Source organism: Amycolatopsis echigonensis, assembly GCF_014174495.1.
In the GTDB taxonomy this organism is placed as follows: domain Bacteria; phylum Actinomycetota; class Actinomycetes; order Mycobacteriales; family Pseudonocardiaceae; genus Amycolatopsis; species Amycolatopsis echigonensis.
The window spans coordinates 16,064-29,468 of record NZ_JACJHR010000002.1 but is presented as its reverse complement, the minus strand read 5'-3'; the positions used below and the strand labels follow the sequence as shown (position 1 = coordinate 29,468).

The 13,405-nt window shown below is 68.4% G+C and carries 16 protein-coding genes; 8 read left to right on the top strand and 8 right to left on the bottom strand.

What is annotated here, in order from left to right; translation table 11 throughout:
* Window positions 1-7: 7 nt before the first annotated feature.
* Window positions 8-700, bottom strand: coding sequence for an SDR family oxidoreductase (locus tag H5411_RS01690; RefSeq protein WP_101436517.1), 693 nt, complete (start codon window positions 698-700; stop codon window positions 8-10).
* A 107-nt stretch (window positions 701-807) separates the two neighbouring features.
* Between H5411_RS01690 and H5411_RS01685 the strand changes: the two genes are divergently transcribed.
* A complete protein-coding gene (locus H5411_RS01685; protein ID WP_101436516.1) occupies window positions 808-1,176 on the top strand; it encodes a MerR family transcriptional regulator in 369 nt (122 codons plus the stop codon).
* Here the strand turns inward: H5411_RS01685 and H5411_RS01680 are convergent.
* The gene (locus H5411_RS01680; protein ID WP_244194643.1) at window positions 1,173-1,892 is read right to left on the bottom strand and encodes an ESX secretion-associated protein EspG; all 720 of its coding nucleotides are present in this window, start codon (window positions 1,890-1,892) and stop codon (window positions 1,173-1,175) included. The two genes, H5411_RS01685 and H5411_RS01680, sit on opposite strands and share 4 nt — an antisense overlap.
* Window positions 1,893-2,100: 208 nt before the next feature.
* Between H5411_RS01680 and H5411_RS01675 the strand changes: the two genes are divergently transcribed.
* Entirely contained in the window at window positions 2,101-2,346 is a 246-nt protein-coding gene (locus tag H5411_RS01675; protein WP_101436515.1) for a helix-turn-helix domain-containing protein, read from the top strand.
* Here H5411_RS01675 and H5411_RS01670 read toward each other — a convergent pair.
* The 3 genes from H5411_RS01670 to H5411_RS01660 form a co-directional block, all read right to left on the bottom strand.
* Window positions 2,343-2,975 carry a VC0807 family protein gene (locus H5411_RS01670; RefSeq protein ID WP_101436514.1) on the bottom strand — a complete coding sequence of 211 codons (633 nt, stop codon included), beginning with the start codon at window positions 2,973-2,975 and terminating at the stop codon, window positions 2,343-2,345. The genes H5411_RS01675 and H5411_RS01670 overlap by 4 nt on opposite strands.
* Before the next feature lie 92 nt (window positions 2,976-3,067).
* A complete protein-coding gene (locus H5411_RS01665) occupies window positions 3,068-3,823 on the bottom strand; it encodes a decaprenylphospho-beta-D-erythro-pentofuranosid-2-ulose 2-reductase (RefSeq protein WP_101436513.1) in 756 nt (251 codons plus the stop codon).
* Window positions 3,820-5,193: an FAD-binding oxidoreductase gene (locus H5411_RS01660; RefSeq protein ID WP_101440903.1), complete on the bottom strand. Its 1,374-nt coding sequence runs from the start codon at window positions 5,191-5,193 to the stop codon at window positions 3,820-3,822. Before H5411_RS01660 ends, H5411_RS01665 begins: the two co-directional genes overlap by 4 nt.
* A gap of 145 nt (window positions 5,194-5,338) precedes the next feature.
* On the opposite strand from H5411_RS01660, the gene H5411_RS01655 reads away from it, so the two are divergent.
* The 3 genes from H5411_RS01655 (at window position 5,339) to H5411_RS01645 (ending at window position 8,796) form a co-directional block, all read left to right on the top strand.
* Window positions 5,339-5,806 carry a GtrA family protein gene (locus tag H5411_RS01655; RefSeq protein ID WP_167441935.1) on the top strand — a complete coding sequence of 156 codons (468 nt, stop codon included), beginning with the start codon at window positions 5,339-5,341 and terminating at the stop codon, window positions 5,804-5,806.
* Between the two features lie 5 nt (window positions 5,807-5,811).
* Window positions 5,812-7,719, top strand: a complete 1,908-nt coding sequence (locus H5411_RS01650) for a glycosyltransferase (protein WP_101436512.1) — start codon at window positions 5,812-5,814, stop codon at window positions 7,717-7,719.
* Between the two features lie 78 nt (window positions 7,720-7,797).
* On the top strand, window positions 7,798-8,796 hold the full coding sequence (locus tag H5411_RS01645; protein WP_167441934.1) for an acyl-CoA dehydrogenase family protein: 999 nt from the start codon (window positions 7,798-7,800) through the stop codon (window positions 8,794-8,796).
* Here H5411_RS01645 and H5411_RS01640 read toward each other — a convergent pair.
* Window positions 8,793-9,035 (bottom strand): hypothetical protein, encoded by a 243-nt coding sequence (locus H5411_RS01640; protein ID WP_101440900.1) that lies wholly within the window; start codon window positions 9,033-9,035, stop codon window positions 8,793-8,795. The genes H5411_RS01645 and H5411_RS01640 overlap by 4 nt on opposite strands.
* 173 nt (window positions 9,036-9,208) lie before the next feature.
* Here H5411_RS01640 and H5411_RS01635 point away from each other — a divergent pair, with 173 nt between their 5' ends.
* The 3 genes from H5411_RS01635 to H5411_RS01625 are packed head-to-tail and all read left to right on the top strand — an operon-like array spanning window position 9,209 to window position 11,621.
* Window positions 9,209-9,976 (top strand): ESX secretion-associated protein EspG, encoded by a 768-nt coding sequence (locus H5411_RS01635; protein ID WP_101436511.1) that lies wholly within the window; start codon window positions 9,209-9,211, stop codon window positions 9,974-9,976.
* A gap of 32 nt (window positions 9,977-10,008) precedes the next feature.
* Window positions 10,009-10,428 (top strand): hypothetical protein, encoded by a 420-nt coding sequence (locus H5411_RS01630; RefSeq protein WP_101436510.1) that lies wholly within the window; start codon window positions 10,009-10,011, stop codon window positions 10,426-10,428.
* Window positions 10,425-11,621 (top strand): hypothetical protein, encoded by a 1,197-nt coding sequence (locus H5411_RS01625; RefSeq protein WP_101436509.1) that lies wholly within the window; start codon window positions 10,425-10,427, stop codon window positions 11,619-11,621. Before H5411_RS01630 ends, H5411_RS01625 begins: the two co-directional genes overlap by 4 nt.
* A gap of 58 nt (window positions 11,622-11,679) precedes the next feature.
* Here H5411_RS01625 and glfT1 read toward each other — a convergent pair whose 3' ends face one another.
* A complete protein-coding gene (gene glfT1, locus H5411_RS01620) occupies window positions 11,680-12,588 on the bottom strand; it encodes a galactofuranosyltransferase GlfT1 (protein WP_167442185.1) in 909 nt (302 codons plus the stop codon).
* Window positions 12,588-13,403 carry a galactan export ABC transporter ATP-binding subunit Wzt/RfbE gene (gene wzt / locus H5411_RS01615; protein WP_101436507.1) on the bottom strand — a complete coding sequence of 272 codons (816 nt, stop codon included), beginning with the start codon at window positions 13,401-13,403 and terminating at the stop codon, window positions 12,588-12,590. Before wzt ends, glfT1 begins: the two co-directional genes overlap by 1 nt.
* Between the last annotated feature and the right edge of the window lie 2 nt (window positions 13,404-13,405).

Below are 13,405 nucleotides of genomic sequence, written 5' to 3'. Positions count from 1 at the left end.
GTGAGCCTCAGTCGCCTAGCAGCATCGGGTACAGCACCGTCGGATGCTCGGACAGCCCGGCTTTCGCCGTCGCGCTGTCCGCATCCGCGATGATCTCGATTTCGCCGGCTTCCAGGCCGTCCAACGCGGTACGGACGACCTCGGCCGGGTCGTTCTTCGGGATGTCGAAGCCCGCCATCATGTCGGTGTCGGTGCTGGCCATGACCAGGCCGCTCACCAGCGTGCGCTGCGCCAGAAGCTCCAGCCGCACCGAGTTGGTCAGGCTCCACGCCGCCGATTTCGACGCGGCGTATCCCGCGGACCCCGGGTAGGTCGCCCAGGACAAGGCGGAGAGAACGTTCAGAATCGCGCCATTCTTCAATCCTGGCGCGAATGCCTGGATTACCTGAAGCGGGCCGAAGAAATTGGTTTCCATTTCTCGCCGAATCGTGGCCAGGTCGCCGGTCACCAGGTCGGTGAAGGAGGCGATCCCGGCGTTGTTGATCAGCAGGGTGACGTCCGGGGCGGCGGCCGCGGCAGCCGCGATCGAGTCGGGATCGGTGACGTCCAGCGGCAGGGACACGGCACCGTCGAGGTCGACCGGACGGCGAGCGGTCGCGTAGACCTTCGCCGCTCCGCGGTCCAGGAGGGCGCGGACGAAGTGGCTGCCGAGCCCGCGTCCGGCACCGGTGACCAGCGCGGTTGAGCCTGCGATCTGCATGAGGATTCTCCTGGGAAAACCGTCGGAAGGGGACAACGGCTATCGTGGATCCTGACGTCGGTGTCAGGTTCTCGTGTTTGTCGTGCGGATCACTGCGGAGGGCTCGGATGCGGATCGGCGAGGTGGCGGAGCGCGCCGGCGTCAGCGTGCGTTCGCTGCGGTACTACGAGCAGCAAGGGCTGATCGAGTCGACGCGCACGTCCGGCGGGCAGCGCCGGTACGGCGAGGACGCGGTGTCGTGGGTGGGGCTGATCCAGCAGCTTTACGCGGCCGGACTGTCGAGCGCGACCATCCGCGAGCTGATGCCGTGCCTGCAGTCGGGCGTCAGCACGCCCGAGTCGCGCGTTCGGCTGCGCGAGGAGAAAGCCCGGCTCGACGAGTACATCTCCGGTCTCGAACGCACTCGGGAGCGGCTGGAAGAGATGATCGAATTGGCGGAGACGCCGAATCCGCATTGCCCGGTCGTGCTGGGCTAAAGGGCGGCGAAGGTGTCGTTCAAAACCTTCACGATCGCCCGCGGGGTGCCGGAGATGAGTTCGGTCCGCCCGTCGGTCGTCGGGTAGGTGAGGATCCGGCCTGATTTCACATCGGCGGCGAGGACGGGACCGCCGGTGAGGTGCCTGCCGTTCGCGCGTCGCGCGACGTAGAGGTGATGGGTGGCGTCGGCGGGCTGGTTCAGCGTCGAGGCGAGGTATTCGTGGCTGTTGGTCTCGTCGAACGGGTCCGGGGCCGCGTCGGAAGCGGACGTGACCGAGACCGAGCGCACCGGTGCGCCGGGGATTTGCGGAAGTGTGTCGAAAAGCGTCGTGGCCAGCCGGGTCGGTGCGGCTGGCTGTATTTCGACCAAGCCGTCCTGGGCGGATACCAGAATCGCGGCTTGTTCTCGTTGCGCGACAATGACGGTCCGCTGGATTCCGCCTCGCATGGCCGACCAGGCGAAATACTCGCGTTCGGCGTCGGCGAGCACTTGCAGGGTGCTGCGCAAATGCGCGGACGGCGCGTCGTGGTCCGCGAGGCCGAGTTGAGCGAGGAGATTGATGGTGGCGGCGTGAAGTTCGCGCTGTGCCCCGGTTTTGACCCAGACTCGTTTCGCGCGCAGCATCGGGTGCTGTTCGCCGAGGTCGAGCATGTCCCAGACCGCGGAAAGTGCTTCGACCGGCAGGATCACCGCCTGATCGACGTCCTCTCGCACCTGCGCCCCCTCGGCCCTGGCTTTCGCAATCGGCTGCCGTGAGCACGGTAGCCGATTGATCACCCGCGTGGTGTTGGTGTCTGCAATTGAGAACAGGTAGCGGTTATCGGAAAAGCTGCTACCGGCAAGACGTATACGCTATAGACACCAATGTTCTGATTATTTCTTCTCTGGTCTTGGCGGCGGTAGACGTGTGTGATTACCGACGATGGCCAAGCCCCCGCTCTCCGCTGCGACGCGCACTATTGGCGAGCGCGTGCGCGAATTCCGCAACGACGCGGGGCTGAGCCAGGAACAGCTCGCCGAACTGGCCGGGGTGCACTGGACGTTCGTGAGCCAGGTCGAACGCGGGCTGCGCAACATCAATCTGCACAACCTGCTCAAATTCGCCGACGGTCTCGGCGTGAATCCGGCCCGGCTGGTGGACGGGCTGCGGCCGCCGTCCGGCGATTAGTCCACTGTGGACGGGCGCATGACCTGGCGCAGCGTGCCCTCCCGGAGCAGCAGGATCTGGGTGACCACCTGCAGTCCGACGAAGAACGCGATCGACAACCCGGCGTCGAGCGCGGGAACGTCGTCGACCGGCAGCGTGTAGGCCATTCCGATGCTCAGTCCACTGTGGATCAGGCTGCCGATGCCCCACACCACGGTCAGCGTCCGCCACGCCCGGCGGAACGACGGCCGCTCCTCCCAGGCAGAGTCCAGCCGGGAGCCGCGGCCGGGGAGCAGCGCGCGGGCTGCCTGGTAGGTCGTCGGATACTGGCCGATGACCAGGCTCGCGAGGAGCCAGACGCCGGCCAGCGTGCTGAACCAGGCGCCGCGAACCAGCATCAGCCGGGCGTCGCCGGTCATCAGGGTGGTGGCCAAACCGACGGCCAGGAACATCAGGACGAGCAGGCCGATCCCGTCCACGCGACGCCGGGTGACCAGCGTGTACAGCACGCGCAGCGCGGGCGGCAGGCCACTCAGCAAGAGCGCCCACACCGGCGGGACGTCGAAGGCGCGGAGCAGGTAGTAGCCGCCGACCGGCGCGGCGAGATCGAGCAGCAGCGCGGCCAGCGACGAGCGGAATTCGTTCCCCATGCCCCGAGTTTCGGCGCGCTGGGCGCCTCAGGGCATCGTCGAGCCGGTCAGCCCGGCATCCACCGAACGGTGGATGCCCGGCTGAGAGACCGTCAGACCGGCAGCTTGCGGAAGATCGGCCGCGGCACGTGCCGCAGGATCGACATCACCAGCCGGAACTCCGACGGCGACCACACGAGGTCCTTGCCCTTGCGAGCGGCCTCGACCGCGACGTCGGCGACCTGCTCGGCGGTCCGGGTCAGCGGAGCGTCCTTCATCCCGGCGGTCATCTTGGTCTTGACCTGCCCCGAACGGACGACGGTCACCTGCACGCCGTGCGGCGCGAGCGCCTCGCCGAGACCGAGGTAGAAGCCGTCGAAACCGGCCTTGCTCGAGCCGTACACGAAGTTCGACCGGCGGACCCGCTCGCCCGCGACCGACGACAGCGCGATGACCTTGCCGTGGCCCTGGGTCTTCAGCTTCTCCGACAGCGCCACGCCGACCGACACCGCGGCGGTGTAGTTGACCGTCGCCAGCTCAACGGCCTTGGCGTGGTCCTGCCACAGCTCCTCGGCCTCGCCGAGCAGGCCGAACGCGACCACCGTGACGTCGATGTCGCCGCCGGCGAACGCCTCGTCCAGCACCTTCGGGTGGGAGGCGAGGTCCTTGGCGTCAAAAGCCACAGTGGACACTTCGGCTCCGCGATCCTTCAGGCGCTGCGCGGCTTCCTCCAGCCGCGGCGAAGGACGAGCGGCCAGCACGACCCGCAGCGGCTTCTCCGCGAGGTACTTCTCCGCGATCGCCAGCGCGATGTCGGACGTGCCGCCGAGCAGCAGCAGGGACTGGGGGTTACCGACCGCGTCGATCACAGTGCGAGCCTCCGGCTCATGTCAGAGGCGAAAACGCCTTCGGGGTCAACGGAAGCGCGCACCTTGCGCCACTCCTCCAGCCGCGGGTACATCTTCGCGAACGTCTCGGGCGAGGTGCGCGAGTCCTTCGCGGTGTAGAGGCGGCCGTTCGCGTCCAGGACCATCTCGTCCATTTCCTCGCAGAACCGGCTGAGCCCGTTCTTGATCGGGAAATCGACACTCAGCATCCAGCCCGGCGCGGGCCAGGACATCGGAGCCGGGTTCGCATCGCCCATGCGCTTGAACACGTTCAGGAACGAGTAGTGCCCGGACCGCGAGATGGCCCGGCAGATGGTCTTGAGCTGGTCTTCCGCGCCGAACGGCACGGAGAACTGGTACTGCAGGAAGCCCTTGCTGCCGTACGCGCGGTTCCACTCGCTCAGCATGTCGAGGGGGTGATAGAACTGCGTGAGGTTCTGGATCTTGCCGCGCGCGCCCTTCTTGGGCACCGTCTTCTGCCACAGCTCGTTGATCAAGCCGAAGGTGAGCTTGTTGCCGAGCCCGTTCGGGAACACGTCCGGCAGCGTCAGGAGCTGCGGCGCGTCGAACTTCAACGGGTTGCTGCGCAGCTTCGGGGGCAGCTGGTCGAGCTTCGCGAGCGAACCGCGCGAGAACGTGGCGCGGCCGAGACGGCTGTCGGACGAGATCAGGTCCGGCACCGACATCGAGTAGTCGTAGTTGAGGTCCGAACCATCGGTGAAGAGGCCGAGGGTCTCGTCGAGGTTCGAGGTGCGGTCGGCGTCCACGTAGAAGTACGCCGTTTCCGTCTTCTTCATCCGGATCGTCGCGCGGACGATGATCCCGGTAAGTCCGATTCCGGCCACGGTCGCCCAGAAGAGCTCCGAATCCGGGCCCTCCGGGGTGAGCGTGCGCACGGAACCGTCGGCGGTGAGCAGGTCCATCGACACGACGTGGTTGCCGAAGCTGCCCGCCGAGTGGTGGTTCTTGCCGTGGATGTCGTTGGCGATCGCGCCGCCGATCGTCACCTGGCGGGTGCCCGGGAGGACCGGGACCCACAGGCCGTACGGCAGCGCCTCGCGCATCAGCTTGTCGAGGCTGACGCCGGCGTCGAGGTCGACGAGGCCGGAGTCCGGGTCGATCGAGTGGATACGGTCGAGCACGGTCATGTCGACGACCAGGCCGCCCGCGTTCTGCGCCGGGTCGCCGTACGACCGGCCGAGGCCGCGAGCGATGACCCCGCGCGGGCCTGCGGAGGCGACGGCGCGAGCGATCGCGTCGACGTCGCGGGTGCTCAGCACGTCGGCGACGGTCCCGGCGGTGCGGCCCCAGCCGGTGAGCGTGCGGCGCTGTGTCTGCGGTGCTTGGGTCACGCGGACCAGGGTAGCCACGCCGAACACCGCCCGGAACGTGACCCTGAAGTGCCCGCTTCTACACTTTGCGCATCAAGGCACAAGCGTCCGAGCGTCGAAGTGGGTAATACGGACACTGACGCAATAGGCCGAGAAGGTATTCCAAGTGGTGGCTACAGAACCGCAGAGTGACCAAGCGCAGGCGGCGCCCGCGGGCCCCGGGCTGCTCGGCCAGCTGATCCGGTTCGGGGTGATCGGCGGCTTCTGCGCGCTGCTCGACCTGGGCACGTACTCGCTGCTGCGAGCGATCGGCATGGACGCCACCCCCTGGGTGGACGTCGCGCGCGCGATCAGTTTCGTGGTGGGCACGACCACCGCGTTCTTCCTGAACCGGCGTTTCACGTTCGCCGACGGGCGGCGAGACGGGAACGCCCAGGTCGGCAGCTTCGTTCTGCTGTACGCCGTCACCTTCTTCGTCGCGGTCGGCGTGAACCAGCTCATGCTGCACGTGCTGCCGGAGTCGGGATGGAAGGCCACGCTGGCCTGGGTGGTTTCCCAGGCAACGGCGACTGTGATCAATTTCGTGATGCTCAAGTGGGTCGTGTTCCGTGTACGGCCGGTAAAGGAGAACTGAGTTCGATGCCCGGTAAAGCAGCCCCGGTCGCGGAGGCGGCCCCCGCAGGCGAGACGCGGTTCGCCGAACACGCCCCCGAAGGCAGGCTCACGGCCCAGCGCGGGCTGTACGCCGGGCCGGCTCCGATCGTCAGCAAGGACATGTACGCCGAGGTCGTGCAGGGCAACGCCCAGCGCGAGCGCGGCAGCGTGGTCCTCGAGCCGTCCGCGAAGGTCACCGGCAACACCTACTTCGGCCGCTTCCCGGCGAGCTACTGGCAGCGCTGGACCACGGCGACCGAGGTGAAGGCCGAAGCCGTCGTCACCGGCGACGGGCTGCTGTCGCTCGGCGCGTCCGACATGCTCGGCGACCCGCGCGTGGTCGACGCGCAGCAGGTCTCCGGCGCGAAGGGCGTCAAGATCGAGCTGACCGGCAAGCTGGACAAGTTCCACGACGGCGGCGCGCTGTGGCTCGACTTCGAGACCGAGGCCGGCCAGACGCTGCGGGTCGAGCAGGTCCGCTGGACCGTCGACGCGCCGGAGACGATCCGCCCGACCGCGGTCACCATCTGCACGATGAACCGCGCCGACGACTGCCTCAAGAACCTCCAGGCGCTCGCCGCGGACGTGTCCTCGCTCGACACCCTCGACGCCATCTACGTCGCCGACCAGGGCACTGACCTGGTCGAATCGCGCGAGGGCTTCGAGCAGGTCGCGAAGGACCTCGGCGAGAAGCTGCACTACATCAAGCAGCCGAACCTCGGCGGCGCGGGCGGCTTCACCCGCGGCCTGTACGAGGTCGCCGGGCACACCGCGACCGAGCACGCGAACGTGCTGTTCATGGACGACGACGTGCTGCTCGAGCCGGACCTCGTCGTGCGCATGACGGCGTTCTCCAACCGCGCGGCCAACCCGATCATCGTCGGCGGCCAGATGCTCAACCTGCTGCACCCCAACCAGCTGCACGTCGGGGCCGAGTACGCCCGGCTGAACACGCTGGAGCCGGGACAACCGGTGCAGCACTCGCTGTCCACCGCCGACCTGCTCGGCGTCGACGAGGACGGTAACCCGAACCGCCAGGAACGCCGCCTCGACGCCGGGTACAACGGCTGGTGGTCGTGCCTGATCCCGTACGAGGTCGTCAAGGCCATCGGCTACCCGCTGCCGTTCTTCTTCCAGTGGGACGACGCGGAGTACTCCTACCGGGCCCGCGAATACGGCTTCCCCACGGTGACCCTTCCGGGCGCCGGCGTGTGGCACGCGGACTTCCACTGGAAGGACTGGGACGAGTGGCACCGGTACTTCAACCTGCGCAACTCGATCATCACCGCCGCGCTGCACTCGCCGTTCAACCTGAACCTGCTCTCCCGCGTGCTGATGGCGCAGCTGGTGCGCTACCTGCTCGGCATGCAGTACGGGCTGTCCGCGACGCTGATCAAGGCGGTCGAGGACTTCCTGGAGGGCCCGGAGATCCTGCGCGACGGCGGCGTCGAGGCGATGAAGGAGATCCGCCGGATCCGCGACGCGTACCCGGAGACCAAGCGGCACAAGGCCACTGACGTGCCGGGCATCGCGTCCAACGACATCGGCATCATCAACAGCGCGCCGCGGCCGAGCATGCAGCGGCTCGTCCTGATCAAGCGCATCCTCGACAAGGTGCTCGGCCGCAGCCGTTTCGGGCTGGGCGCGGTGCCGGTCGACGAGGCGCACTGGTGGCACGTCGCGCTCTTCGACACCGCCGTGGTCACCGACGCGTCGCAGGAAGGCGTGCGCGTGCGCACCTACGACAAGGTCAAGATGTTCGACCTGGCCAAGCGCGGCGCGAAGGTGATCAACCGGCTGCGCAAGGAGGGGGCGAGCGTGCAGGAGCAGTACAAGCGCGCGATGCCGGAACTCACCTCGCGGGAGAACTGGAAGCGGCTGTACGAGCTGTGATCGTCTGAGCTGTCCGGGAAGGGCGTCTCGCGTTTCGGCGCGGGCGCCCTTTCTGTCTTTTTCGGTAGCTTTGAATTCATGGCCGACCTGGTTTCCCGCGCGCGTGCCCTTGCCGACGATCTGTTGTTTCCGGCGGCGGCCGAGGTGGACCGGCTCGGCGTGGTGCCGCGATCGCATTTCGACGCGCTCGCCGAGGAGGGTTTCTACGGTCTCGCCGCGCCCGGTTCCGGCGTCGATCTCGACCAGCTGGTCGGCGTGCTCGAAGCGCTGGCCGGCGGGTGCCTGAGCACCGCGTTCACATGGCTGCAGCACCACGGTCTCGTCGCCGGGCTGGCCGCGACGGACCGGGAGGACCTGCGCGAGCGATATCTGCCGGACCTGATCAGCGGGCGGTTGCGCGCGGGCGTCGCGTACGCGGGCGTGATCCCGACGCCGCCGCGGGTGCGGGTACAGCGCGTCGACGGCGGTTACCGATTTGACGGGGAAGCGCCGTTCGTGAGCGGCTGGGACGCGATCGACCTGCTGCAGTTGTCGGGGCGCGACGGCGACACGGTGGTCAACGCCTTGGTGTCGCCGATAGTCGGGCACAGTTTGGTCGCCGAGCCCTTGACCCTCATGGCCGCGCAAGGCACCGCGACCGTGCGGCTGAAGCTCGACAATCACTTCATTCCCGACGAATCGGTTTTCGCCCAGGTCAGCTACGACAAATTCGTGGCTGGCAATACGTTCGCTTCGCGGCTCAACGGATGCGCGCCGCTGGGGCTGGCCGAGCGCTGCGCGCGGTTGATCGAGGCCGCTGGCGAGGAAGAAACGGCGACGGCGGTGCGCTCCGAACAGGACGAAATCCGGCGTCGGCTCAACGCCGGCCTCGCCGATCCGACCACGCTCCCGGCCGCCCGCGCGGCGGGTGCCGACCTGGCGTACCGGTCAGCAGGCGCGCTCGCCGCGGCAACGGGCAGCCGCGCGGTGCTGGCAGGGGCGCACGCCGGGCGGCTGGTGCGCGAGGCGACGTTCCTGCTCGTGGCCGCGAGCAGACCGGAAATCCGCGCCGGACTGCTCGAACTCGCCCGTCGCTAAACGGACAGGCCGAATTTGCCCTTCCGGCTCAGATCCTCCACATAAGCGGCTGCCACGTGGACGAAATTTACCGAAACAGCGTTGCCGTCCCGGGTTTCCAGCGAATGGACGCCGCCGTGTTTCAGGAGGTCCGGGAGCTTTTCCTGAACGGCGGAGGAACTGTCGGCGGTGAGCGGGAAGATCAGCGGTTCGCCGCCCGCCGCGAGGTGCAGGACGAGTGCTGGTTTGGGATCTGCCATGAAGCCATCGCAGCAGCGAGTGATCATCGGCGGCAAGAGCGGTTCGCCGACAGCGGATCCGCTCACAGCGGAAGAGGGCCTGGCCCTGACCTTGGCGGCCCGGAGCCGATGGCCGCGACAGCGCGGAGTGGACTACGGTTTCGCCGGGGAGAGACCGGATTTAGGGGTGGGTCGTGCCGTACACGTTGACGCTGTCACCGGCAGCGGTGGATCTCCTGCTGGCCGAACTCGGACTCGGCCGCGCGCCGGTGCCGTTCGTGGTGCCGCACATCGGCATCACCGGCGAGGAACGCGCGGCGGTGCGCGACGCTGTCTTCCGCGACCTCGACGGACGCGGTCTGCTGCGGCGCGGGACCATCGACGATGACGTCCAAATCGCGCTCGCGACGTTCGCCCGGCCCGGCCTCGCGGTGTCCGCGGCGGCGAAGCTCGGCGACGAGCAGCTCTTTGCGCGGGTGGCGTCGAACGGCCAGTTCGCGGTGCTCGTCTGCCAGCGGGACGGGATGTTCGTCTTCGAGGAGGTTCGCCCGACGGGGATCGTCCCGGCGATCGTCGACCTGCTGCCGCTCACACCCGCCGCGCCAGGCCAGTCGGTGACTGTCGCGAAGCCGTCGAAGCAGCCGGTCCGGGGCGACGCGTACGACCCGTTCGCCGGGGTCAGCGGTCCGCGCACGCACAATCCGCAACTGCGGGCCGTCCAGCGGATCTTCGAAAAGCCGCGGCTGGCGGTCGGCCAGTTCACGCCGTACGTGGGCGACGGCGCCGGCCAGGAAAGGGCGCTGCCGCCGCTCGTGTGGTTCGACACCGAACTCGGCCGCTACCTGCTCAGCACGCGCGATTCGAGCGACGGCAACCGCTGGCTCACCTACGCCCCGGCCGACAATGCCCGTCTGGCCCAACAACTGTTCACCCAGCTTGAAGGCTATTCGGCAAACGCCTGACCGGAGCGGCTCGCGTCGGTAAACTCCGCCGCATGAGCACTGATCCGCTGGCGGCAGGCGGGCTGAACGCCAAGGGCATCGCCGAAGCCGCGGCCGAAACGCACAAGCTGGCCGGCACCGCGAAGGCCGGCGGGTTCAGCATCGACGGCGACGCACTCGGTGACCTGCGCAAAGCGCTCACCGACATGGTCACGCGCCTCGAACGGCTCAAGCCGCAGACGCAGGCGCTGACGACCGCGCCGAAGCTCGGCAGCCACCCGTACGGGCACACCGTGGCCGAGCACGACCGCAAGAGCGGCGCCGACGCGCCCGGGGCGGCCCTCGACGTGCTGGACCAGTTCGGCCGGATCCTGCGCGAGGCCGACGAGGCCCTCGCGCGCGCCGGCGGGGTCTACACCGAGAACGAGAACCAGGCCATCGACACCCACCGGACCGTGAAGGGCACCGAATGAGCACGCCGCAGCCGGGGCTCGCGCCGTCGGACGCCGACTACCTCGGGCACCCGCACGAGCAGCTGAAGTCGTACGTCGAGGCGAATCTCGACGTGGAGCAGGTTTCCTCGGTGTCGCACGCGTACACCGAGGTGCAGAAAGCGTTCGAGGATTTCGCGACGCAGCTGGGCGAGGCCGTGAAGAAGGCCGCACACGCCTGGAGCGGCGAGGCCGCGGCCAGTGCGCAGGCGTATTTCGTGAGCCTCGCGGAATGGGCCGAGGCGAATAGCCAGAACGCGAAACTGGCCGCGCAGATCGTCGAGGAACAGGCGTCCGCCGCGCAGGCGGCGAAGCATTCGATGCCGGACCCCGTCCCGTTCGACTGGTCCGAGGAATTCGACAAATGGTCGCACGCGAGCCCGCTCGAAATGGGTGACGCGATCGATGCGACGCTGAAGAAACAGCAGGCCAGCCGTTCCGCGCACGAGCAGGCCGCGGAGACGATGTCGAAGTACGACGCTTCGCTGTACTCGTCGGGCTCTCAGCAGCCGACTTTCGCGCATCCGCCGAAATTCGGCGTCGCCGCTGGTGGCGGTGCCGCGGTGGCGATGCCGACGGGGCCGGAGCACCACGACGCCGCTCCGGCCGGTCACGCCGCTCCTGCTCCGGCTAGCCCTGCTCCTGCGGTGGCCGACGCTGGCTCGGGTTCGGCTTCGGCCTCGGCGGGTGCCGCTGGTGGCGGCGGCGCGGTGGCTGGGCACGCTAGTGCGCCGACTGTCAGCGGCCCGAGCCAGTTCACCGGTGCCGTGCACCAGCCGATGCCGGACGGCTCGACCACCGCGGCGGGTTACGCACCGGCCGCCGGCCAAGCGGCCTCGAACGGCGGCGCAGCCGGGGCGGGCGCGGGCATGGGCGCGATGCCGATGGGCGGCATGATGGGCGGTGGCGGCGGAGGTTTCGGTGCCGACGAGGAGCACGAAACCAAGGTCGGCCGCGGCGGCGGTTCGTTCGGCCCCGGCGACGGAGCCATGGCCCCCGGCGCGGCGGACGTAGCGGCCGGCGGAATGGGCGGTGCCCCGGCCCGCCCCGGCATGGGCTTCGGAGCCCGCCCGTACGACGACGGCAACGACCAGCCCGCGTTCGTGATGGAAATCGAGGAGAACGAAGTCTTCGGCGGCGGACATCGTTCCGCGCCGCCGGTCATCGGGGAATAGCCGGATAGTCCGTTGTGGACGGTGGGGTTAGCGCACTGTCCACAACGGACTGACTGGCTCAGTACCGGTAGAACTTCTCCGCGCGTCCCTGCCGCAGCAGTTTCAGCCACTGCAGGAACGCCTTCGGGTCTCGCTTCACGCCCACGAAATACAGGCCGAAGCGCAGCACTTCCAGCGCGCCGATCTTCCGCATTCCCGGCTGCGACAGCAAATACCCGCGGTTGCGATACGTGTAGTACCGCTTGACCTCGTTCTCCGGGTCCTGCGCGTGGAATTTCCCGCCCAGCATCGGCTTGAACTCGTCCGAGCCGTCGGGGTGCAGGTAGGTCGTGCGCAGCGACGTGCCGAACGGCAGGCCGGACCGCACCAGGCGGCGGTGCAGTTCCACCTCGTCGCCGCGGAAGAACAGGCGCAGGTCGGGCACGCCGGTGACGTCCAAAGTGGACGCGCGGAACAACGCGCCGTTCATCAGGGACGCGATGCCCGGCAGGAAATCCGTGCCCAGTTCGGCCGACGAGCGCTTCCAGGTGAGGCCGCGGCGCAGCGGGAACGCCAGTTTCGCCGGGGAGTCGATGTTCGCCACCACCGGGGAAATCTCGGCGAGACCGCGCTTCTCGGCTTCCTCCAGCAGGATCTCGAGCACGTGCTCGTCCGCTGGGCGGCCGTCGTCGTCGGCGAGCCAGACCCAGTCCGCGCCGAGCGACAGTGCGTGCAGCATGCCGAGCGCGAAACCGCCCGCGCCGCCGAGGTTCCGGTGCGACGGGAGGTACGTGTACGGCAGCGGGTAGGCCTCGACCACTTCCCGCGCGGACTTGTCCGGGCCGTTGTCGACCACGACGAGGTGGTCGACCGGCCGGGTCTGGGCGGCGATGATCTTCAGCGAGTCCGCGAGCAGCTCGCGGCGATGCCGCGTGACGACCACGCCGACGACGGCGCCCTCGGGCAGCTCTCGCGTCTCGCCGGCCATCATTCCCCGCCGTTCTTCGTGGTCGCGGGCTCGATGCCGAGGCGCTCGAGACCTTCCTGGCTCATGTTCTCGAACGGGTCGCGGCCCTTGTACTCGGTGAGCACCTCGCGCAGCGAACCCTGCTTCTTCAGGTGCCCCTCGTCCATCCAGATCGCCGAGTCGCACAGCTCGAAGAGGAACTCGTCGGAGTGGCTCGCGAAAACCAGGATGCCGGACCGTTTGACCAGGTCCTTGAGCCGGTCGCGCGCCTTGTTGAGGAACGCCGCGTCGACCGCGCCGATGCCCTCGTCGAGGATCAGGATCTCCGGGTCGATCGAGGTCACCACGCCGAGCGCGAGCCGCACCCGCATGCCGGTGGAGTACGTCCGCAGCGGCATCTGCAGGTAGTCGCCGAGTTCGGTGAACTCCGCGATGTCGTCGACCCGCTTCTCCATCTCCTTGGCGCTCATGCCGAGGAAGAGGCCGCGGATGATGATGTTCTCCTCGCCGGAGATCTCCGGGTCCATGCCGATGCCGAGGTCGAACACCGGCGCGATCTTGCCGACGATCCGCGACGATCCGCGGGTCGGCTCGTAGATCCCGGCGAGCAGCCGCAGCAGCGTGGACTTGCCCGCACCGTTGTGCCCGACCAGGCCGACCCGGTCGCCCTCGCGGAGGCTGACCGACACGTCGTGCAGCGCCTCGATGATCGGCACCTTCTGCTCGGTGCCGATCTTGCCGCCGACCTTGCCGAGCACGCGCTTTTTCATCGAACGCGTCTTCGCGTCGAAAATCGGGAAGTCCACGTACGCGTTGTGGACGTCAATGCTGACCATCT